Source organism: Maricaulis parjimensis (genome assembly GCF_016817355.1).
Taxonomy (GTDB): Bacteria; Pseudomonadota; Alphaproteobacteria; order Caulobacterales; family Maricaulaceae; genus Maricaulis; species Maricaulis parjimensis.
Map to the genome: position 1 here is coordinate 51,232 of NZ_JADOTT010000005.1, position 22,226 is coordinate 73,457.

A 22,226-nucleotide genomic window follows, 5' to 3' on the forward strand; every position below is an offset into this window, starting at 1 on the left:
GGCCATCAGCCCCGGCGTTGCGGTTGCATCGGCTGGGCATCGCCCCAAAGCGCATAACGCTCATGGGCCCAGTCGATCTCCAGCTGCAGACCGCGCAGCGCGCCGCTGCCGATATTGGCCATTGCCCGCTCGAAGAAGAGGACATTGCTCACCGGAATATCGGCATCGCCGGCCTGGAAGCTTTCGCTGATCGGAGCGCCGTAGATATCCATCGTGCCGTCGACCATCCGCGCCTGGCCGACCACCTGGAGCGGGGCGTCCAGCGGCAATTGGTCCGCGACATCGCGCGGCAGCATCAGCCCGCCGGGATTGCCCGTGTCGATATGGGCGGGAATGCGCGCATCACCGATCGTGAGCATGACGTCGAGCAGGGGCGCATCATCGCCGAAAGCCTGCCAGGCGACATCATCCGGCTTGTTGAAGCTTCCACCGATTTCAATGCGCTGGTTTTCGAAATCGAAGGCGACCCGGTCGAAAGCGCGAAACTGGACCGGTCCCAAGACGCCATATCCACCCATTTCCACGGGCAGGCCCATATCAACGATGCGCGCCTCGATATCGCCGACCTGAGCCGTCCCCAGGGACACGGTATCCAGATTGACGAGGTCGACCGGGAAGGCCTGACCGCCGGGGCTGGAGATCTCACCTTGGCCGGAGATTTCCAGTCCGAGCGTTTCAACCAGTTGCGGGTGGACGGTGAAAACGCCGGCGCCCGTGTCGAAGATGAAGGGATAGGGGCCTTCCTCATTGATCATCAGCTCGATCATCGGCCGGCCGGTCGACAGGTCCATGTCGATCTGTTCAGCGGCAGGCTCCAGGGCCTGGGCTGCAGTGGTCAAGGCGATGCCGGCGGCAATTCCGGTGGCAATGGCGCTTGCGAAGGGGCTGAAACGGATCATGAAAACCTCAATGCTGACTGTTCGCGGTGCAATAAGCAGGCGTCAGCTGACGGGTATATGATCGTCGCGTGAAAACTCCGTCATCTCGCCAACATCCTGAGAGAACAACAAGAACCCGCAACTCACAACGGGCAGGTCACCAGCGCAGATGAGAGAATGTTGGGCATGAAAACGTCCGGGTGAGGGGATTTCCCTCTGACCCGGACGCGCCTTCATTCCAGCAAGTGTGGCAGCCTCTACTGCGCGCCGTTTCCGGCATCGGCCACGAGCGGGGTCTCGCTCGGCTCGGCGGCCGGGGCGGCGGCATCGCGGATGGCGATGATGCGATCACGCTCGGCTTCAAACAGCGGGATTTCGTCCTCATTCAACTGGCGGCCCGTGGGCAGATCCAGCGTCATAGGATTCACCGGCGTGCCATTGTGATGGACTTCATAATGCAGGTGCGGCCCCGTGGACCGGCCCGTCGTGCCGACATAGGCGATGACCTGGCCCTGGGTGACGCGGGTGCCGGCACGCATGCCGCGGGCAAAACCGTTCAAATGGGCATAGGCGGTCTGATAGCCATTGGCGTGACGGATACGGACATAATTGCCGAAACTGCCATAGCGGTCGGCGCGCTCGATGACGCCATTGCCGGCCGCATAGACCGGCGTGCCGCGCGGCGCGGCGAAATCGGTCCCGTTATGGCGGCGTGTATAGCCCAGGATCGGGTGGCGGCGCGCCCGGGAGAAGTGTGAGGACAGGCGGGCACCATTGATCGGTGTCAGCATCAGCAGGCGCTGGGCGCTGGCCCCTTCGGAGCTGTAATAGCCCACAATGCCGTCGGGCGTTTCATAGCGGAAGAATTCCTTCGGCTCGCCGCGGCCCTCATAGCGGGCATAAAGGATGTCGCCGGTGCGGGCGGTTTCGCCCTCTTCATCGACGAAGCGTTCAAAGACGATATCGAACCCGTCGCCCGGCTGGATGGAGCGCTGGAAGTCGATGGCATAGGCCAGCACGCCGGCCAGTTCGACGACAACCCGGTCGGTGGCGCCGGCATTCAGGGCGTCAACATAGAGCGAGGTGGTGATTTCGCCGGAGGAGCGCACCATTTCGCGTTCGAACTGGGCAATGGTTTCGCGGGCGCGGTATTCACCGTCCCAGGTCCGTGCCACCGTGATGGAGCGTTCCACATCGGGGCGGAAAGACAGACCGTTCAGGCGCAGCGTGTCGTCTTCGCCTTCGGCTCCCGGCGTGGTCTCCACATAGATGCGGATATTCTGGCCGGCGCGCAGATAGCGCAGATCATAGAGCGTGTTCAGCGCGGAAATGGCGCGGGCGGCCTCGACCCGGTCGATGCCGGAATCATCCAGCAGTCCGGCCAGCGTGCCGCCGCGCGGCACTTCGCGCTCGACCTGGATGGTGGTCGCGCAGCGTACGCAGTCAGCAAAGGCCGCCGTGTTGAGGGCAATGATGTCGGTCGGGAAGGCGGGGCTCAGGCCTGGCGGCTCCAGGGCGCGTTCGCGTTCCGTGTCTTGGGCCGGTTCGATCGTGGCGGGGTCGGTGGAGACCTGGACAAGTTCGGTCACCGGCTCGCGTTCGAGCGTGGCGGCCTCGCTCTGAGACTCGCGCCCTGTCATGAGGGCGAACAGGAGGATGGCCGACAGGCTCAGGCTCGCTGCGGCCACCAGGCCGCGCGTGCGGTGGGCATCGGCGCGGGATACGTCAAATCCGGACATTCGGTGTCCATACTCCGGTCAGCTTCTAACGCCACGTGGCTTACGCGGTCTGTCTAGCAAAACTCGCACCGAACGGAGTGTCTCGTATCGGTTCGAGTGCCCCCTCCAACCGGGAACGAATCATGTCTTGGACTGATCCGGTTGCCAAGACCTTTCCTCTGAATGTTTCATCACAGGACGCTGCGAAAACGCGGGAGTGCAGGGGAGAATCGTGTATGCCTTGCTCCATGCTTGATGATTTTCCGTCCGAACTCGCCGCCGAACAGCTCTCCGCACTCCTGTGCTCCCGGCTGTGTCATGATCTGGTCAGCCCGGTGTCCGCACTCGGTGCAGCCCTGAGTGTGATTGATGATCCGGACTCCAGCGACATGCATGAAGATGCCATGGACCTGGTCCGCGAGAGCTCGCGCCAGGCCCAGGCCAAGCTGGAATTTGCCCGGCTGGCCTTTGGTGGCGGCGGCTCGGCACCGGGCGTTCTCGATTGCCGCGAGCTGCAGCGTCTGGCGGAAAACATGTATCAGGCCTTCAAGCCGGAAATCGTCTGGAAGGTTGAGGCTGCCGGTCTTGAAAAGAATGCCGGCCGTCTTCTTCTGAATCTGTGTTCGCTGGGTGTCGATGCGGCACCGCGCGGCGGCACGGTCACGGTTGAAGCCACATCCTCTGCCGGTGGCGCGCGCCTGCGCGTGGTTACCGAAGGACCGCGTGCCCGCCTCGAGGAAGGCACGGCTCTGGCCCTGGAAGGCAAGGCTCCGGAGAATGGTTTCGATGGCCGTTCCATCCAGCCCTATTACACGGCGCTGATCGCCCGTAGTGCCGGTGGTCGCGTCAGCGCTCACGCGGATGGTGAGCGGGTCGAGTTCCAAGCATTGCTCAAGCCCGTTGAAGGAATGATCGGCTAAATCCGGTCTTTGCTCATATCCTATTCATGCCCAGTTTCAGGCAGGCAGGAGTCCGTTAACTAAGGCCTGCCAGTGTGCGGTGAAATCACTACCGTATACGGGGCATGCCATGGACGATCTCATTAGCGAGTTCCTGACCGAAACGGCCGAGAGCCTGGACGTCATTGACGCCGAACTGGTGCGCTTCGAGAACAACCCGGAAGACCGGGCCATTCTCGACAATATTTTCCGCCTTTTGCACACCGTCAAAGGGACTTGCGGCTTCCTCGGACTGCCGCGACTTGAAGCCGTCGCCCACGCTGGCGAGACGCTTCTTGGCAAGTTCCGCGATGGCGAGCTGAAGGTTTCACCGCCGATGGTGACCCTGGTTCTCCAGGCGATCGACCAGATCAAGGAATTGCTCGAATCACTCGAAGCCACCGGCCAGGAGCCGGAAGGTGAAGACTCCGCGCTGATCGGACGTCTCGAGGATGCGTCCATGGGCAAGCTGGAAGGTGCCGAACAGGCCGTTCCTGAAAAGCCCGAGAATTGGGACGAGGATCTCGGCCGTGAACTGCGCCCGGGTGAAGTCTCCCTTGCCGATCTTGAAGCCGCTTTCAATAACGCCGAAGTGGATCCGGGCATGGCACCGGAACCGGTGGCGGAAGAGCCGGCTGAGGTCCAACATCTCGGTGTTGGCGATTTCGATCCTGAACTGGGCCGCGAGCTGCGCCCGGGTGAAGTGTCGGCCGCCGAGCTGGAAGCTGCGTTCATGAATGCTGAAGCCGACCCGGCTGTTGCCCCGGCAGCCCCGGCCGCTCCGAAAGCTGACTTCATCACCGCAGACATGAGCCAGGAAGAAGCCCTGCAGTCCGCCATGGCGGAACTCAAGGGCGGTGCCGATGCCAATCACGGCGAAGGCGGTCCGCGCGTCCAGCAGACCGTCCGCGTTGGCGTTGATGTGCTGGAATCCCTGATGACCACGGTGTCGGAACTCGTTCTGACCCGGAACCAGCTGATGCAGACCATTCGCGGTCTGGAAGATGACGAGCTGAAAGGCCCGCTGCAGCGCCTGTCCGCTGTCACCGGCGAACTGCAGGACGGTGTCATGAAGACCCGCATGCAGCCGATCGGCGATGCCTGGCGCAAACTGCCGCGGATCATTCGCGACGTGTCCACCGATCTGGGCAAGAAGATCGAACTGGTCATGGAAGGCCAGGACACCGAACTGGACCGCCAGGTTCTTGAACTGATCAAGGATCCGCTGACCCATATGGTCCGCAACTCGGCCGATCACGGTCTGGAGATGCCGGCCGACCGCGCTGCCGCCGGCAAGCCGGAGAAGGGCACGATCAAACTGTCCGCCTATCATGAAGGCGGTCACATCATCATTGCGATTTCGGACGATGGCAAAGGCCTCGACACCCAGCGCATCGGCGAGAAGGCCCTGGAAAAAGGCCTGACCACGCATGATGAGCTGGAGCGCATGACCGAAGCGCAGATCCATCGCTTCATCTTTGCGCCGGGCTTCTCCACGGCGGCGAAAGTCACCAATCTGTCCGGCCGCGGCGTCGGCATGGACGTGGTGCGCACGAATATCGAACAGATCGGCGGCGTTGTGGACGTGTCCTCGACGGCCGGCCGCGGTTCGCACTTCTCGATCAAGATCCCGCTGACCCTGGCGATTGTTTCCGCCCTGATCGTGGGCTGTGACGAAGAACGCTTCGCCATTCCGCAGCTGTCGGTTCGCGAACTGGTCCGCGTCGGTGCCGGGTCCGAGCATTCGGTCGAGAACCTGCACGGTGCCCAGGTCATGCGCCTGCGTGACCGTCTGATGCCGATCATTGATCTGCACAATGTTCTGGGTGTTGGCGAGGCCAAGCAGACCAGTGACGAACAGGCGGCCTTCGTGGTCGTGCTGGACGCGGGCGGCCGCAATGTCGGCCTGGTGGTCGACAATGTGCTCGACACCGAGGAAATCGTTGTGAAGCCGCTTTCGGAATCCCTGCGCAATGTGCAGGCCTATTCCGGTGCGACCATCCTGGGCGATGGCTCCGTCATCATGATCCTGGATCCCAATGGCCTGGCCGGCGAGATTGTCTCCGCCATGGACGAAGAAACCGCTGCAACATCCCAGTCCGCGACGGTTACCGAGCTGGACCAGCAGACGCAGCGTCTGCTTCTGGTTCGTGCCGGCGGCGAGGAGCCCAAGGCGGTTCCGCTTGCCCTGGTCACCCGTCTGGAAGAGTTCGACCTGTCCGCCCTGGAGAACACGAATGGCCGCCGGGTGGTCCAGTATCGTGGCCGCCTCATGCCGATCGTGCCGCTGGGCGCGGAAGTCACGGAACGCGAAGGCCAGCGCCAGCCGGTGCTCGTCTTTGCCGAGAACCACACCTCCATCGGTCTGGCCGTCGACGAGATTGTCGATGTGGTGGAAGAGCGCGTCGACCTGCAAATGTCTTCGGACCGTCAGGGCGTCATCGGCTCCGCCATCATCAAGGGCAAGGCGACGGACGTTGTCGACATCGCCTGGTATCTCGACCAGTCGCGTGCCGGCGAGATCCAGCGCCGCTCCGCCTCGCGCCGCCGCAAGGTCCTTCTGGTCGATGCCGACGCCTTCGCGCGCCGCATGATCGCGCCGCTGCTGGCCGCTGCCGGCTATGACGTGACGCCGTCGGGCGGCATGCACGAGGTCAAGGCGATTGCCGAGGCTGGTGAGCATTTCGACGCCCTTGTCGGTGATCCGGGTGCTCTGGACCGTATCCGCAAGGAAGGCCTGTGGGCCGACCTGCCGGCCCTGGCCGTCACCGACTGGCCGGAAGACACCCAGGCTGAAGGCCTGACCATGGTTCTGCCGCGATCGGATCGCGGTGCCCTGATTGCGGCCCTCGATGAGGTGTCCCAAGAGGAGAAAGTGGCATGAGCACGCAGCACACCGCTTCCAATGAATTGAGCGCCGAGGCGATGAATGAATACGTCTCCGTGCGCATTGGCGACCAACTCTTCGGTGCCCCGGTCGACCAGATCCGCGAAGTCTTCGCCCCGCAATCGGTGACGCATGTCCCGCGTGCCCCCGATGAGGTGGCCGGACTGCTCAACCTGCGCGGCCGGATTGTCACGGCCATCGACGCCCGCCGTCGCATGGGCCTGCCCCCGCGCGAGAAAACCGAAACCGGCATGGCGCTGGGTGTCGAGCGCGGCAACGAAATTTTCGGACTTATCGTGGACAGTGTCGGTGAAGTGCTTCGCCGTCCGCGGTCGGAGCTGGAACCGGTCCCCGCTCATGTCGACGCCAATTGGCGTTCCATGGTGAAGGGGGTTCACCGGCTGGAAAAAGAATTGCTCGCCGTGCTGGACGTGTCGGCTGTGATTGGAACGGTCGCGCGCAAGAATGAAGCGGCCTGAGGAGGGGTAAGGGCATGAAAACCTGTCTCGTTGTTGATGACTCCCGGGTGATCCGGAAAGTCGCTCGCAAAATCATCGAAGAGCTCGAATTCAATTGTGTCGAGGCAGCGGACGGGTCCGAAGCGCTTGAGGCTTGCCGCAAGCAAATGCCCGATGCCGTCCTCCTCGACTGGAACATGCCGGTCATGAACGGTCTGGACTTCGTGAAGGCGCTGCGTCGTGAAGAGGGTGGCGACACCCCGGTCGTGGTGTTCTGCACCACGGAGAACGACATGGCGCACATCACCGAAGCCCTCCGGGCCGGTGCCGACGAATACGTCATGAAGCCGTTCGATGGCGAAATCATCGAGTCCAAGTTCCAACAGACCGGATTGCTCCGCGCCTCTTAAGGAGTTTTCCATGCCGGAACTCGCCCCCAACGGCGCGCCTGCAAATTCCATCGCCAAAGTCCTCGTCATCGATGACTCCGCTGTCGCGCGGGGCCTGATGACCCGCTGGGTCGAAGAAGACCCGGATCTTACCCTGGTCGGATCGGCGGTTGATGGAGAACAAGGCCTGAAGAAGGCCCAGGAACTCAAGCCCGACCTGATCGTGCTTGACGTCGAAATGCCGAAAATGGATGGCCTGGCCGCCCTGCCGCTTTTGTTGAAAGCGGTTCCGGGCTCCAAGGTTGTTATGGCGTCAACGCTGACCCGCCGCGGCGGTGAGGTGACGATCCGCGCCCTGTCCATGGGAGCTGCGGACTATGCGCCGAAACCGCAAGCCGGCCGTCTGGCCGGTGCCGAGGAGTTCCGCCGCGACCTGCTTGCCAAGCTGAAAGCTCTGGCACCGCGTCCGATTCCCCCGGTTCCCACACAGCGTGACATTCCGGCTCGCCCGGCCGCCCCGACGCCGCCGACGGCGCGTTCGGCACCGCCGGCGGGGGCTCCCGCCGCATCGGCTCCGGTTCGCCGGCCGATGGCCCCGGCCCGGGCTCCGGCGCGCGGTCCTGGCCAGCGTCTCAACTGCAAGCCGGAAATCATCGCCATCGGTTCGTCCACAGGCGGTCCGCAGGCGCTGCGTGACGTCGTGGCCGCCTTCAGCGCCGACATGCGCGCGCCGATCGTGATCGCCCAGCACATGCCGGCCCTGTTCACCCGCATCCTGGCGGAACACCTGACCAAGGCCTGTCCGCTGCGCTGCAAGGAAGCCGAGGATGGTGAGCGTCTCACCGGTGGCGGCATTTATGTGGCCCCGGGCGATTTCCACATGACGGTGCGCAAGGATGCGGCGGGCTTCTATGCCGTGCTGGACCAGACGCCGCCGATCAATTTTTGCCGTCCCGCCGTGGACCCGCTCTTCCAGTCCGTGGCGGAAGTCACGGGTGGCCGGGCCCTGGGTGTGATCCTGACGGGTATGGGACATGACGGGCGCGAAGGCTGCCGCCATCTGCGCAATGCAGGCGGCACCATCCTGGCCCAGGACGAAGCGACCAGCGTGGTCTGGGGCATGCCGGGAGCCGTGGCCGAAGCCGGCCTGGCCGACGAAATCCTGCCCCTGGCGAAAATCGGTGCGGGCATTGCCACGCGCGCGAAGAATGGAATGTAGCCATGATCAGTACTGACGACATCAAATTCGTGGCCGAACAGGCCTACAAGCGGTCCGGTCTGGTCCTGTCTACCGACAAGGGTTATCTGCTCGAGAGCCGTCTGGCACCGCTCGCCCGGGCTGAAGGCTATCCGTCCATTGAAGCGCTGATCGGTGCGGCCAAGCGGGATCCCAATGACCGGATCCTGTGGCAGATCACCGAGGCCCTTGCGACGCACGAGACCTTCTTCTTCCGCGACAACACGCCGTTTGACCTGTTCAAGCAGGAAATCCTGCCCGTCCTTTCACGCGCGCGCGGCAGCAATGGTTCGATCCGCATCTGGTGTGCGGCCTGTTCTTCCGGTCAGGAGCCCTATTCGCTCGCCATGATGCTGGAAGAGGAGCGGGCCCGTCTCGGCGGTCTGCGCTTCGAGATCGTGGCGACCGACATGGCGCCGCGTGTCCTGGAAAAAGCCAAGGCTGGTGTCTACTCGCAGTTCGAGGTCCAGCGTGGCCTTGCGATCCAGCGGCTGGTCCAGCATTTCGAGCAGCAGGGTGACCAGTGGCGGATCAAGCCGAATATCCGCGCCATGGTGAATTTCCAGAAGCAGAACCTGCTGGAGAATTTCTCCAATCTGGGTTCCTTCGACGTGATCTTCTGCCGCAATGTGCTGATCTATTTCGATGCCGATACCAAGAAGCGTGTCTTGTCCCGCTTGGCGAGTCAGACGGCGACGGACGGCTATCTGATCATGGGCGCGGCCGAGACGGTTGTGGGCCTGTCCCAGGACTATACGCCGGTGGAGGGCCGCCGCGGCCTTTACGGCAAGGCGGGTGCGGCGAAGTCGGCCGCTGCCTAGGCCTAAAGCGACACAGAATCTGAGACAGGGCGCTGCATCGAGGGATGCAGCGCCCTTTTCTTTGGGTCAGTCGTCCACCGAGGCCGCGCTGACACTGTCCATGAGTGTGTTCAGCAGGGCGGTGGCAGTAGGTGCCAGGTCTTGGACATAGGCCTCATCGGGCGAGTGCAGGGCGATACCAAAGCGAAGCCAGCGGTAATTGCCGTCACGACCGTAGAGCAGCTCTGAAAAATCGATGAAGTAGTAACCCGTCTCGTCGGATTCGAACCAGCCACAGCGTTGCCAGCTTGCATCGGCCGTGGAGCCTTCAGAAAGCGGATAGGCGACGGCCGGATCACACTGGTTATCCGGCTCCGGCATGAGGTCGTCACTCTCCAGCGTGGCTGGGTCGAGGGGAATGGGATTGCCATCCGCATCATGCCGCTCGACTTCGCTGGCGTTGAAATCCATCCGGTAGCTCGTGGCCCACTGGACACCCCGCGCATCCGCCTCATCCGAAAACGGCTGGAGATCCGTTGCGAGCACAGCGCGAAGGTGCTCGGGGTTGTCGATGGTAACGCCACTCACGTCCGACAGGCGAGACAGAATTTCGGTGACGATCGCCTCTGCATCGTCCATCTCATCGGCCCAAACGGACGATGACAGACCCAGGCTCAGGCAAAGTGACATAAACCAGCGCATCGGCTTCCCCCTTGATTGCGAAACAACACTAGGTGTGAATTGCGGGGGTGCCAAACCCCTGAACGGGGGAGGCGGCCGGAGATGCGCATGAAAAAGCCCGGGCGCAGGCGCCCGGGCTCTTCAAGGTCGAGATGTGAGGCCGGTCAGGAGGCGGCTTTTTCCTCGACCGGGTCACGCAGCACATAGCCACGGCCCCAGACGGTTTCGATGAAATGCTCGCCCTGGGTGGCCGCTGCCAGCTTCTTGCGGAGCTTACAGATGAAGACGTCGATGATCTTCAGTTCCGGCTCGTCCATGCCACCATAAAGGTGGTTCAGGAACATTTCCTTGGTGAGCGTCGTTCCCTTGCGCAGGGAGAGCAGCTCCAGCATCTGGTATTCCTTGCCGGTCAGGTGCACGCGCTGGCCTTCGACCTCGACCGTCTTGGCGTCGAGGTTCACGGCAATGGAACCGGTACGGATGATGGACTGGGAATGGCCCTTGGAGCGGCGGACGATGGCGTGAATACGCGCGATCATCTCATCCTTGTGGAAGGGCTTGGTCATGTAGTCGTCGGCGCCACAGCCCAGACCCCGGACCTTGTTGTCGATGTCGGCATTGCCGGTCAGGATCAGGATCGGCGTGTCGATTTTCGACATGCGCAGCGTCTTCAGGACATCGAAGCCCGGCATGTCGGGCAGGTTCAGGTCCAGAAGAATGATGTCGTAGTCGTAGAGCTTGCCGAGATCGACACCCTCTTCGCCCAGGTCAGTTGTATAGATATTGAAGCCGTCAGACTTCAGCATCAGTTCGATGGACTGGGCAGTCGCCCGATCGTCCTCAATCAGAAGAACCCGCATTGGTTCGCCTCCGGTTTGCCTTACCGGACGAATCAGTGCCGCCCGGCCTCACCTCGTGATTAACCTTATTTGGACGCTAGGCGGAAACCCTTAACGAAAGTTAACTGCGGCTTGACCCTGTTTCAGAATCGTCAGGAAAGCTGAATCGCGCTGGGCGGCTTGATTCGCAAATCGCGTTAACCATTCAAGGGTTAACGCGGCCGGGAATGCCGGAAATGACTCAAATCATTGTGGATTGATCAAATATAACACGCATAAAGTATAGCCAGTTGCGGCCCCTCAAGTGCGGGTTTGAACACGGGTTTGACCGGTTTTCAGGGCTCCGAACCCCCGATTCCGTTTTCCACACCTGAATTCACTCTATTCGGGACTCGAATCGGGAATCGGAGTCCGGCCGCACTGATTTCAGTCGAATTTAGCCTGCAAAAAATGCCGGGTGTTTACACGAACGCAACCGGCTGGGCCGTAGAGTGCGTCCTGTCCGGTACCCAACACCGGGTGTTGATGAGGCGGGCTGACCCGTAATGATGCAAACTTTGATCGATCGCGTTGAGCGCCTGGATGATCGCGTGCTGGAAGGCCGCGTGAGTGCGCTCAATGGTTTGCTCGTTGAAGCAGAGGGTCCCAAGGCGGGCCTCTCTCTCGGCGCGCATGCCTGTATCGAGACGTCTGCGGGCACTGCCGAATGCGAGATTGTGGGTTTCCGGGGTGAGACGGCCCTGATGATGCCCTTCGGCCCGTTGGAAGGTGTCCGGCCGGGCGCGAAAGTTCTTCTGCAGCCCGAAGCGGCCCGTGTCCGGCCTTCGCAGTCCTGGCTGGGACGCGTGCTGGACGGTTTCGGCCGGCCGCTGGACGGGCAGGGTGCATTGAGTGAGGGGAGCCATCCCTATCCGCTCAAGGGCAATCCGCCGAGCGCTCATGGACGGGCCCGTCTGGGCGACCGTCTGGATATGGGCGTCCGGGTGCTGAATGGTTTCATTCCGATGCGGCGCGGTCAGCGTCTCGGTATTTTCGCCGGCTCCGGCGTTGGCAAGTCCGTGCTCATGTCGATGCTGGCGCGGGCCTGCGATGCCGACGTCATCGTAATCGGCCTGATCGGCGAACGGGGCCGTGAAGCCCGTGAGTTTGTCGAGGATGTGCTGGGCCCGGAAGGCCGCAAGCGCTCCGTCGTTATTACCGAGACGTCCGATGCGCCGGCCCTGGCCCGTCGCCAGGCGGCCCATCTGACCCTGACCACGGCGGAATATTTCCGCGACCAGGGTCTCGACGTCCTCTGCCTGATGGACAGTGTCACCCGTTTTGCCCTCGCTCAGCGCGAGATCGGCTTGGCCGCCGGTGAACCGCCGACGACACGCGGCTATACGCCGTCTGTCTTTGCGGAACTGCCGCGTCTTCTGGAACGGGCCGGTCCGGGACCGGAACGTCAGGATGGCGGCAAGACCGGCACCATCACCGGCCTGTTCACGGTTCTGGTGGATGGTGATGACCATAACGAGCCGATCGCCGATGCCGTGCGCGGTATCCTGGACGGTCACGTCGTGATGAGCCGCTCGATCGCCGAGCGGGGTCGCTATCCGGCCATTGATGTTCTCAAATCGGTCAGCCGGACCGCGCCGGAGGTCTATGACCCCGAGCAGCGTCCCTTTGTGGCCGAAGCACGCAAGCTTCTGTCGGCCTATGCCGACATGGAAGAATTGATCCGACTGGGGGCTTACACCCAGGGATCGAACCCGGTGGTGGACCGGGCAATTGCTCTCAACGAACCGTTGGAAGCATTCCTCGGACAGCAAAAAGACGAGGCGGCGGATATCCCGTCGACCTTCGCCATGCTGGCCGAGATTTTGGGTGGTGGTAAAGGAGAGCGCTCATGACACGCTCGCATGAACCCCTGATCCGGTTGGCCCGGTTCAAGGTCGAAGAATTGCAGAAACAGATGGCCGAGCTTGATCGTTCGCGCCAATCCCTGATCGACCAGATCGAACGCCTAGAAGCGTCCGTTCCGGAAGAACAGGCGGCGGCGACCGAATTCAAGGAAGGCTTCATCGCCTATGGCTCCTACGCCCAGGCCGTGATCAAGCGGAAAGAGAATATCCGCCTGTCGCTGGACGAGGTCGAGGTTCAGGCCGATGCGCTGCGCGCCCGCCTGTCGGAAGCCTTCCAGGAGCTCAAGAAGTATGAGCTGCTCGAAGAGCGCCGTCTGGCCCGGATCGAGGAAGCGGTCCGCCAGGCCGAACAGGACGAGCTGGACGAGATCGCGCAGATCCGTCACTCGCGCCCGCACTAAAAAAGTCCCGGACCTTCACGCGGAAGGCCCGGGAGTTTGAGCTTTCACAGTTTCCCACCTGCGAAATGAGCCGGTCTGCATGGACCGGCCGGGCGAGGCTGCACAACACGCTGCCCCGCCCAGCCGCGTTCGCGGCTAGAAGTTCCGTGACCAGCCGATATCGAAGCGGAAGGACCGCCCCGGTTCGCTGACCCCGGCGAAGACGCGGTCAAAGTCATGGTCAAGCACATTCTCGACACCGGCATTGAAGGTCAGACCCGTCTCGGCAAAAGGCTGCCAGCGTGCATACAGGTCGGCGACGACATAGCCGGCCCGGTGCTCGTCCGGATCGGTCGGCGCATCATAGTCGTCGGCCGCCTGGATCCGGCTCCCGACCAGGAAGCGCCGGTCCTCGAACTGCCAGCGCGCATCCACGAAGAGGCGTGTCGGCGCCAAAGAGCCCAGCGGATTTCCGGTCTGCGTATCTTCCCCGTCAATTCCTGTCAGCGAAGCGTCGATGGCGAGCGGTCCGTTGGCAAAGCCGAACTGGGCTTCATACCCGCTCAGTTCTGCGGACCCGACATTGCGGCTTTGCGTCGTGCCGGCCGAGCAGGGCGAGAAGAAGGGCGGCACGAAACAGGTCGCGTCGAAGGAGAAGTCGACAAACAAATCGATCAGATTGTCGGCCTGGGTCTCATAGACCGAAGCGCGCAGGTCAAGCCGGTCCACGCCGAGCTGATCGGCCAGGTCCAGGCTGAATCCGATCTCCAGGGTTTCGGTCTCTTCCGGCAGCAGGTCCGGATTGGCGATGAACTCATTGGAGATGAAATAGGGCGCGCCCAGAATGATGTGCGGGAAGGAGAAATGGGTCCCGTCGATATAGAGCTCATTGATCGAGGGCGCCCGGAAGGCCTCGCCCCAGCTGACGAAAACATTGAAGGTCTCCGTCGGGGCATAGGTCAGGCCCAGACGGGTTGAGGTGGCGTCATTGGAAACGGCGGAACTTGTCGGCGTGGAGGTCTCGAAAGAATCATAGCGAAGGCCGGGCAGCACGATCAGCCGGCCGGGCAGGCCGAGCGGCGCCGGGCCGTCAATTTCCAGCTGGGTCCAGCCCGCCGCGAACTGGCTGTCGGCATCCGGAGCGCCGCCGCGTGTGCCGGTCGCATCGCCACTGTCGAACCCATCCTGGCTGTCTTCATAATATTCACCGCCCACCACGAGTGCGGCCTCATAGGCGCCGAGGTTGAACTCAAAGCGCTGGTCCCCGCGGATGCCCAGGGTTTCCAGATCGCGCCGGAGCTGGCGGCCGGACGCCAGTTCCAACTCGTCGACGCCGGACGTGTTGGAATAGACGGTCAGGTCCAGGTCCAGCCAGGGCAGGCTGGGCGGTGCGATGCTGGCATTCAGGGTCAGGTTCTCGGCGTCGATCTCCTTCTGGGCGAGCGCATTCAATGACCCGACCGTCGCAACGCCCTGGGCATTATTGGGCTCGACCGCTTCGCCATCAAAACTCTGCCAGCTCAACTCAGCGCGAATACCGTCGGTGACATCATGGCCCAGCTTGAGAAGGGTGGAGAGGCTTTCATCGCTGGCCGGAAGGCTGTCGCCCGAACCCAGCGTGATATCTGAGGACGAGCGGCGGGAGACAGAGACGAGGCCGTCGAAACGTCCGTGGCGGCCATAAAGACTGGCCGATCCGCGCAATTCTTCATCCACCGTGCGATAGCCCGCGCCCAGGCTGTAGCCCCAGTCTTCATCCGCGCCGAGAAGATCATCGGTACCGGCGGTCCGGAAGGCGACAACACCGCCCGACGCGCCCGAGCCATAGAGGGCAGAGGCCGGCCCGCGCACGGCTTCGACGCCAACCAGAAGGGCCGGGTCGATGAAGAAGACGCCGTCATGGGCTGAGCCGTAATTCTGGCGGGCCCCATCCAGCAGGAGTGTGGTGTTTTCCCGGCCCTGGCCCCGCAAGGCAATCGTCTGGCCCGTGCGGCGCGGTCCGCCGCTGGCCTCCAGGCCAGGCAGCTGGCGCAGCAAATCGTCCAGGTCGGACGGGCGGTAGAGGTCGATCGCTTCGGCGTCGATCGTGGCGGTCATGCCCGGATAGACGAAGGCGTCCAGATCGGTCTTGGTCGTCTCGACCACGATGACGTCGATCGCGTCGTCTTCGTTTCCATCCTGGGCCAGAACAGGCGTGGCCAGTGCCAGCGCCGCAGCGCCACTCAACAACACGGATCTCATCTCGCTTCCCTCTGTTTGAGAATGATTTGCATTAATGTGAGTTCTGCCCCTTGCTTTTCGCGAATGCAAGTGAGAATCTTTCGCGACTTACACCGGAAAACTTTCCGGGTTTTTAGACGGGGCATGAGGACACCTATGAAAATCGCTTACTTCTCCGCAGCCGCTGCACTGTTGATGGCGGGCTGCGCCACCACGGATACGCAGACTGTTTCGAGCGCACCGGCTGGCCTGACGCATACGCAGGCCCAGTATGAGCAGGACCGGGCCGCGATCCTGGCCATGCAGGGCGAGTACGCCGTGACGTTCGATTTCCGCGAAACGGTTCCGGTGGCCGAGGGTTACGAGCTGGCCGAGCCGAAACTGACACCGGCCCGGGAAGTCGTGATCGTGGTTGAGGACACTGGCGACTTCATCATGCTCCAGCACTTGCTGATCGTGGGTGAGGAGGACAATCCCTTCATTGTGAAGCACTGGCGCCAGGACTGGGAATACCAGCCCGCGACCGTGCTGGCCTTCCAGGGACATGATGACTGGACCGTGGAGCCGGTCTCCGCAGACGAGGCGGCCGGGGCTTGGGCGCAGACCGTTTATCAGGTCGATGACAGCCCGCGCTATGCCGCCGTCGCGCCGTGGTCGCATGATGCAGACGGTGTATCGACCTGGGAGCCGCCGGTCTCCTGGCGTCCCCTGCCGCGCCGCGATGACACGACCCGTGATGACTATGATGTCATCGCTGCCGTGAACCGCCACACGATCACGCCCTGGGGCTGGACCCATGAGCAGGACAATTCCAAGATCGTGGTGGAAGCGGATGGTTCCACGCATGAGATTGTTCGCGAGATCGGCGTGAACACCTATCGCAATACCGATTTGTCCAACGACCAGGCCGCCCTGGATTACTGGGCTGCGACCCAGGATTATTGGGCGCTGGTTCGGGCCCGTTTCGACTGGCTGGAAGACAATACGCAGCGCTTCCATATCGAGGATGATGCCGAGGGCACGCTCCTCTATGGCCCGGTTCTGGAGGCGGGGCAGCGGGTCTTGTTCGGTCTTGCGACTGTGGAAGAGGCTTTTGCGGAAGCCGAGACCTATCTGGACAGCCAGATCACCGTGATCGAATAGCGCTGCGCATCACGGACACGAAAAAGGCGGGCCCGAGGGTCCGCCTTTTTTGTTCAGTTCCGGCCGTAGCGTCGCTTCGTCCAGTAAATTCCGCCGATTAGGACCATGTAGAAGGTCAGGCGGAGCAGGACGATGATCCCGCCGCGTTCGTCCAGGCGGGACACCGCGAAGTCGAAAGCAAAGTCAGGCGGAATGCCCATGGCCCACCGGTAGAAGAAGGGGGCTGCGGCATCGACGAAAAAGGCAATCGCGGCGGCGGCCGGCCATTGCGGCCATTTGCGCATGATCAGCGCGGCGACCAGCGACAGCACGATGATCAGCCACCAGTCGAACAGGGTAAAACCCGATGCCAGCCTGTCTCCCCAAGTGTCGTACATGATGCTCCCCGGTCTCCTTGCCCCGTGGGCAGTTTAGGCCGCTTCCTTGCCGCGAGCGAGCGAACCGGCAATGCCGCGCATATCCTTGGCGGCATCACAGGCCGGTGCGCGCTTGGCGACACAGGTCTGTTGCCGGATGGCGGCTGGGACATTTGCGTCACGGCGAATGATGCCGGCTAGGGTGGGTGTGAATGACAGGAAGGCTTCGCAGGTCTTGCGGAAGGCGGCGAAGGCTTCGCGGGCGGTTTTTGAATCCGGTGCGTTATTGACGACGACCAGCGGCGCGGCGCCATCATCATGCAGACGCAGTGTTTTCACGAAGGCATAGGCGTCGGTCAGCGAGGTCGGCTCATCATTGATGACGACCACGACATCGTCGGCGGTCAGGGCGAGACGGATCGTGGCGCGGTCTGCACCGGCAGCCAGGTCCAGCACGGCCCGGTCATAGGACAGGGAGAGGGCAGCAACGCCGCTGGCCAGCTTGGTCAGGCCCGGCCCGGACAGATTGGCCAAGGCCCCGGATCCGGAACGGCCGGAGATGACATCGAAACCGCCATTTTCGCCCGCACCGCCCAGGGCCGGTGTGACGGCGTCCTTGAGATTGACGCGGCCGTTGAGAACGCTGGTGATGTCGGAGGTCGGCTGCAGGCCCAGCTGCACGTCGATATTCGCCATGCCCAGATCGCCATCGACCAGGAGGACGCGTTCGCCCAGGCCGGAGAAGGCGTGCGCCATGCCGATCGAGCAGGTGGTCTTGCCGACCCCGCCCTTGCCGGAGGCCACGGCCAGGATGCGCCCGGCGGAACGGTCTTGTGGTGCGGATGCGAGCTTCATCAGTCCGCCTCTTCGAACGGGGAATTGCGATCTTCGATCAGCGCGCGCGCCAGGCGCAGGGGCGTGGCCGGAGCCAGGCCGCCGCCGATGAAGGGGGTTGAGGAAATCTGGGCGAAGGCCAGACCGGTTTCACCGACGCCCAGAATGGCGCCGAGGCGGCGGGCACAGTCCAGCTTGACCGGAATGCAGCGGCTCGCGCCGATTGACGCGAACAGGGAGGCTCCGTCTTCGGCATCTTCCGGCGTCAGCCCGGCATCAAAGACATAGACGATCTCGGCCTGGGCGCTGTCAGCAAAGGCGAGCGTCATGTCCAGATCGTCCAGCTCGAACGGGTTGATCGCCGGGCTGTCGACCAGGATCGGACCCTCGATCGCGTCCACGGTTTCGATCATCTCGCGCGGATCGTCGACGGACTTGAACTGTGCGCCCATGCGTTCGGCCAGCGCTGACAGGCGGCCGGCGGCACCGGCCCGCTCGCCATCGCAGGAAATCAGGGTGGGTGTTGCGCCGGCCGTGATGGCGCGGGCGGCAATCTTGGCCAGGGCGGATGTCTTGCCGACACCCGGCGTGCCGGCGAACAGGACCGGATGTTCCGGGATCGCGGGCAGCGGCTGGAAGGTGTAGCGGGCCTCGATCGCGTGCGCGAGGCGCGACACGGCATGGCCATCCGTCAGGTCATGGGCCGAGCGGATCAGCGCCTGTGCCGAGATGCCGGGCGCGCGGTGGAATCCGAGCGCGCGGATCACGCGGTCCAGATCATTGTCTTCGCGCAGGCCGCGTTCGATATCGGCTTCCGCCTTGAGGCGTTCGGAGCGTTCGCGCACCGGTTCGGCCGGTTCGCGGATCAGCGTGGCTTCCGCCGCAGCGCGCACCTGGACACCCCCGTCCGGACCATCGCTGGTGGCGATGATCACCGCTTCGGGGCCCATTTCACGGCGGACGTCCGCCATGGCCTGGGTCAGGGATTGGGCAGAGAAGGTTCTAAGTCGCATCGTTCAGATCAGTTGCGGGCGGTCATGCGGCCGTTCAGCCGACATGGCCCAGGGTTTTCAGCCGGGCGCTGGGGTGAATCTCGTTCTGCGACATCACCACAGTCTGCGGGCGGAAACGTTCCACCAGCGAGCGGACATACGGACGAATCATCGGGCTCGTCAGCAGCACCGGTACATGACCCTGCGTTGATGCGGTTTCAAAAGAGTTTCTGATCGCGGCGACGAAATCATGCAGTTTGGACGGCGCCAGGGCGAGCTGGCGGCGATCGCCTTCCCCGACCAGGGATTCCAGGAAGGCCTGCTCCCATTGCGGGCCCATGGCCAGCACCGGCAGGACCCCGTCGGGCGCCTTGTTGGAGTGGCACAGCTGGCGCGCCAGCCGGGCACGGACATGTTCGACAATGGCGTCGATATTCTGCGTCGTGGCGCTGGCCTCGGCGACGCCTTCCAGAATGGTCGGCAGATCGCGGATCGAGACGCGTTCCTTGATCAGCATCTGCAGGACGCGCTGGATGCCGGCACGGCTGATCTGGGCCGGCGTGATGTCGTCGACCAGCTTCTTGTGTTCCTTGGACAGCTTGTCGATCAGCTTTTCGACCTCGGCATAGGACAGCAGGTCGGCCATGTTCTCGCGCAGCAATTCGGTCAGATGGGTGACCATGACCGCAGCCGGTTCCACGATCGTGTAGCCGCGGAAAGTGGCTTCCTCGCGCAGGCCTTCCTCGATCCAGGTGGCCGGCAGGCCGAAGGTCGGTTCCTTGACGTGGTCGCCCGGCATGTCGATCGGCAGACCGGACGGATCCATGACCAGAAGCTTGTGCAGCTGCAGCTGGCCGCGGCCGGCCTCCAATTCCTTGATGCGGATCGTGTACTCGTTATTGCCCAGCGTCATGTTGTCGATGATGCGGACCGCCGGGGTGATGAAGCCCATTTCCTCGGCCAGCGAGCGGCGCAGCGCCTTGATCTGGTCGGTCAGCTTGCGGCCGTCGACATCATTGATCAGCGGCAGCAGGCCATAGCCCAGTTCGATCTTCAGCTCGTCAATGGCGAGACTGTCCTCGATCGGCGCTTCTTCATTGGCCTTGCTGGAGGCTTCCTCGGCCACTTTCTCGGCTTCGGCCTCGGCTTCTTCCTGGGCTTTTCGTTCAGCAATGTCCCGGTTCATCCAGGCCAGGGCGCCGGCACCGGCGGACATCAGGGCGAAGGGCAGGAAGGGCATGCCGGGCAGGACGCCGACCATGAAGGCCACGGCGGACACCAGGCCCAGGCCCTGCGGGTTCGCAGTCAGCTGCCCGAACACGGCTTTGTCGGCTTCGCCATCCACACCGGCCTTGGAGACCAGCAGGCCGGCGGCAACGGAGATGACGAGGGCCGGAATCTGGGAGACCAGGCCGTCACCGATTGTCAGGGTGGAATAGGCGGCGGCGGCGCTGCCGAAATCCATGCCCGACTGGGCGACGCCGATGATCATGCCGCCGATCAGATTGATCGCGGTGATCATCAGGCCGGCCATGGCATCGCCACGGACGAATTTGGAGGCACCATCCATGGCGCCGAAGAAATTGCTCTCACCTTCCAGTTCGGCGCGGCGCTTGCGGGCCTCATCCTCGGTGATCAGCCCGGCCGAGAGGTCGGCATCGATCGCCATCTGTTTGCCGGGCATGGCATCCAGGGTGAAGCGGGCCGCGACTTCCGCGATCCGGCCGGAACCCTTGGTGATCACGACGAAGTTCACGATCACCAGGATCGCGAACACGATGATCCCGATCACCACATTGCCTTGCATGACGAAGGCCCCGAAGGCCTCGATCACTTCGCCGGCGGCGTTCGTGCCCTCATGCCCGCGCGACAGGATCAGGCGGGTGGAGGCAATGTTCAGGCCCAGGCGGAGCAGGGTGGTGATCAGCAGAACGGCCGGGAAGGCCGAGAATTCCAGCGGCTTCTTGATGAAGAGCGCCGTCATCAGGACGAGAACGGAGACCGACACGGAGATCGCCAGGGAGAAGTCCAGCAGCATGCTGGGCATCGGCAGGAGCAGCATCACCAGGATGGCGAGGATGCCCACGGCGAGTGCCACATCGCCGCGCATGACGCGGTTCAGCAGGGCGCGGAAATCAAGTCCACCGGCCGCGTTGGCAGTGGGTTCGGAGGCAGCGGTGTCGGCCAAGTTCGTGTCCTATCAGGCTACGTTGACGCCAGCAGTCTGGTTCGGGGCGGGGATGTCCAAGCCCTGGTCAGAATAGAGTTTCAGCTTGTTGCGCAGGGTACGGATCGAAATGCCGAGAATGTTCGCGGCATGCGTCCGGTTACCCAGGCAATGATCCAGCGTGTTCAGGATCAGGTCCTGTTCCACTTCCGCCACCGTGCGGCCGATCATGTCGGTCTGGACGGTCTGAGCGGCATCGGCCGCTTGGCGGGCGATGGAATTGCCGGATCCCGTAAAGGCCGAGCCGTCAGGCATGCGGATCGCGTCCGGCGTGATCTCCCGGCCCGAGGCCAGCAGCACGGCGCGGTGCATCGCATTTTCCAGTTCCCGGACGTTACCGGTCCATTCGCGGGCCAGCAGTTGGGTGCGGGCGCTGTCGGAGATCGGACGATCCTCGATACCATTGGCCGCGGCGTATTTCTTCGCGAAGTGTTCGGACAGGGCCAGGATGTCGGCCGGACGCTCGCGCAGCGGCGGCAGGGCCAGGTTCACGACATTCAGGCGGAACAAGAGGTCTTCGCGGAAAATGCCTTCGGCAACAGCCTTGCGCAGGTCCCGGTTGGAGGTTGCGAGGATGCGGATATTGACCTTCACCGGCTTGGTGCCGCCGACACGGTCGATCTCGCGTTCCTGGATGGCGCGCAGCAGCTTGGCCTGGAGACGAATGTCCATTTCGGAGATTTCGTCCAGCAGGAGCGTACCGCCATCGGCCTCTTCGAACTTACCGACCCGGCGGGCCACAGCGCCGGTAAAGGCGCCTTTCTCGTGACCGAAGAGTTCGGATTCCAGCAGGTTTTCCGGGATGGCGGCACAGTTGACGGAAACGAAGGGAGCTGCAGCGCGCTTGGACTTGGCGTGGACGTAGCGCGCCATGACTTCCTTACCGGAACCGCTTTCACCGGTGATCAGGACGGAGGCATCGGATCCGGCAATACGGTCAGCAAGCTCGATGACCGCCTTCATGGACGGGTCGCGGGCAATCATCGGGCGTTCGTCGTCGGCAATCGCTTCCAGGACGGCGGCGATCAGGTCGGCATCCGGCGGCATCGGGATGAATTCCTTGGCGCCTGCACGAATGGCAGCCGCAGCCGCTTCCGGGCGGACATTGACGCCGCAGGCCACGACCGGAACCGTGATCCGCTCGGCTTCATTCGCCGCGATCAGGGATTGGACGTCCAGATTGAGATCCACCATGAGCAGATCGGCACCGCGACCGGCCCGCAAATGGGCGGTCGCTTGCTCGATCGTGTCGACCTGGGAGACTTTCGCTCCGCGGTCCAGGGCGATCTTGGTGGCGGTATGAAGCTGTCCGCCCAAGCTGCCTACAATCAGAATTCTCATGGTT

General features: G+C 63.0%; 19 protein-coding genes. 9 read left to right on the forward strand and 10 right to left on the reverse strand.

All coding sequences use genetic code 11. From position 1 onward, the window contains the following. Window positions 1–5: 5 nt before the first annotated feature. Together I0K07_RS09705 and I0K07_RS09710 are read right to left on the reverse strand one after the other, a co-directional pair. Window positions 6–899, reverse strand: coding sequence for a retropepsin-like aspartic protease (locus tag I0K07_RS09705; RefSeq protein ID WP_203292828.1), 894 nt, complete (start codon window positions 897–899; stop codon window positions 6–8). A gap of 236 nt (window positions 900–1,135) precedes the next feature. Next, entirely contained in the window at window positions 1,136–2,617 is a 1,482-nt protein-coding gene (locus tag I0K07_RS09710; RefSeq protein WP_203292829.1) for a M23 family metallopeptidase, read from the reverse strand. Between the two features lie 227 nt (window positions 2,618–2,844). Between I0K07_RS09710 and chpT the strand changes: the two genes are divergently transcribed. From chpT to I0K07_RS09740, 6 genes are all read left to right on the forward strand, one after another. Then, window positions 2,845–3,516, forward strand: coding sequence for a histidine phosphotransferase ChpT (chpT, locus tag I0K07_RS09715; RefSeq protein WP_203292832.1), 672 nt, complete (start codon window positions 2,845–2,847; stop codon window positions 3,514–3,516). 109 nt (window positions 3,517–3,625) lie between these two features. Then, window positions 3,626–6,418, forward strand: a complete 2,793-nt coding sequence (locus I0K07_RS09720) for a chemotaxis protein CheW (protein WP_203292834.1) — start codon at window positions 3,626–3,628, stop codon at window positions 6,416–6,418. Next, window positions 6,415–6,900, forward strand: a complete 486-nt coding sequence (locus I0K07_RS09725; protein WP_203292836.1) for a chemotaxis protein CheW — start codon at window positions 6,415–6,417, stop codon at window positions 6,898–6,900. Before I0K07_RS09720 ends, I0K07_RS09725 begins: the two co-directional genes overlap by 4 nt. A 14-nt stretch (window positions 6,901–6,914) precedes the next feature. Continuing rightward, window positions 6,915–7,289 (forward strand): response regulator, encoded by a 375-nt coding sequence (locus I0K07_RS09730; protein WP_203292838.1) that lies wholly within the window; start codon window positions 6,915–6,917, stop codon window positions 7,287–7,289. 10 nt (window positions 7,290–7,299) lie between these two features. Beyond that, window positions 7,300–8,487 (forward strand): protein-glutamate methylesterase/protein-glutamine glutaminase, encoded by a 1,188-nt coding sequence (locus I0K07_RS09735; RefSeq protein WP_203292840.1) that lies wholly within the window; start codon window positions 7,300–7,302, stop codon window positions 8,485–8,487. A 2-nt stretch (window positions 8,488–8,489) separates the two neighbouring features. Then, window positions 8,490–9,326, forward strand: coding sequence for a CheR family methyltransferase (locus I0K07_RS09740; RefSeq protein WP_203292842.1), 837 nt, complete (start codon window positions 8,490–8,492; stop codon window positions 9,324–9,326). 66 nt (window positions 9,327–9,392) lie between these two features. On the opposite strand, the gene I0K07_RS09745 is transcribed toward I0K07_RS09740, so the two are convergent. Both I0K07_RS09745 and ctrA read right to left on the reverse strand, forming a co-directional pair. Beyond that, entirely contained in the window at window positions 9,393–9,944 is a 552-nt protein-coding gene (locus tag I0K07_RS09745) for a hypothetical protein (protein WP_203292843.1), read from the reverse strand. 206 nt (window positions 9,945–10,150) lie between these two features. Further along, complete coding sequence (gene ctrA, locus I0K07_RS09750; protein WP_138511993.1) at window positions 10,151–10,846, reverse strand: response regulator transcription factor CtrA; 696 nt, start codon at window positions 10,844–10,846, stop codon at window positions 10,151–10,153. Window positions 10,847–11,373: 527 nt separating this feature from the next. Between ctrA and fliI the strand changes: the two genes are divergently transcribed. Both fliI and I0K07_RS09760 read left to right on the forward strand, forming a co-directional pair. Continuing rightward, window positions 11,374–12,717 (forward strand): flagellar protein export ATPase FliI, encoded by a 1,344-nt coding sequence (fliI, locus tag I0K07_RS09755; protein WP_203293315.1) that lies wholly within the window; start codon window positions 11,374–11,376, stop codon window positions 12,715–12,717. Continuing rightward, on the forward strand, window positions 12,714–13,130 hold the full coding sequence (locus I0K07_RS09760; protein ID WP_203292845.1) for a flagellar FliJ family protein: 417 nt from the start codon (window positions 12,714–12,716) through the stop codon (window positions 13,128–13,130). Before fliI ends, I0K07_RS09760 begins: the two co-directional genes overlap by 4 nt. Before the next feature lie 135 nt (window positions 13,131–13,265). On the opposite strand, the gene I0K07_RS09765 is transcribed toward I0K07_RS09760, so the two are convergent. Next, window positions 13,266–15,350 carry a TonB-dependent receptor domain-containing protein gene (locus I0K07_RS09765; RefSeq protein WP_203292847.1) on the reverse strand — a complete coding sequence of 695 codons (2,085 nt, stop codon included), beginning with the start codon at window positions 15,348–15,350 and terminating at the stop codon, window positions 13,266–13,268. A 135-nt stretch (window positions 15,351–15,485) separates the two neighbouring features. Between I0K07_RS09765 and I0K07_RS09770 the strand changes: the two genes are divergently transcribed. Further along, on the forward strand, window positions 15,486–16,472 hold the full coding sequence (locus I0K07_RS09770) for a DUF6607 family protein (protein WP_203292850.1): 987 nt from the start codon (window positions 15,486–15,488) through the stop codon (window positions 16,470–16,472). A 53-nt stretch (window positions 16,473–16,525) separates the two neighbouring features. Here the strand turns inward: I0K07_RS09770 and I0K07_RS09775 are convergent, their stop codons facing one another. From I0K07_RS09775 to flbD, 5 genes are read right to left on the reverse strand one after another with little or no spacing between them, the layout of a single operon-like run. Continuing rightward, window positions 16,526–16,849, reverse strand: coding sequence for a hypothetical protein (locus I0K07_RS09775; protein ID WP_203292852.1), 324 nt, complete (start codon window positions 16,847–16,849; stop codon window positions 16,526–16,528). A 33-nt stretch (window positions 16,850–16,882) separates the two neighbouring features. After that, complete coding sequence (locus I0K07_RS09780) at window positions 16,883–17,683, reverse strand: nucleotide-binding protein (protein WP_203292854.1); 801 nt, start codon at window positions 17,681–17,683, stop codon at window positions 16,883–16,885. Continuing rightward, on the reverse strand, window positions 17,683–18,675 hold the full coding sequence (locus tag I0K07_RS09785) for a flagellar biosynthesis protein FlhF (protein WP_203292856.1): 993 nt from the start codon (window positions 18,673–18,675) through the stop codon (window positions 17,683–17,685). The genes I0K07_RS09780 and I0K07_RS09785 overlap by 1 nt, the downstream gene beginning before the upstream one ends. A gap of 34 nt (window positions 18,676–18,709) precedes the next feature. Beyond that, entirely contained in the window at window positions 18,710–20,842 is a 2,133-nt protein-coding gene (flhA, locus tag I0K07_RS09790; protein ID WP_203292858.1) for a flagellar biosynthesis protein FlhA, read from the reverse strand. Window positions 20,843–20,854: 12 nt separating this feature from the next. Further along, entirely contained in the window at window positions 20,855–22,222 is a 1,368-nt protein-coding gene (gene flbD / locus I0K07_RS09795; protein WP_203292860.1) for a sigma-54-dependent transcriptional regulator FlbD, read from the reverse strand. Window positions 22,223–22,226: the final 4 nt, after the last annotated feature.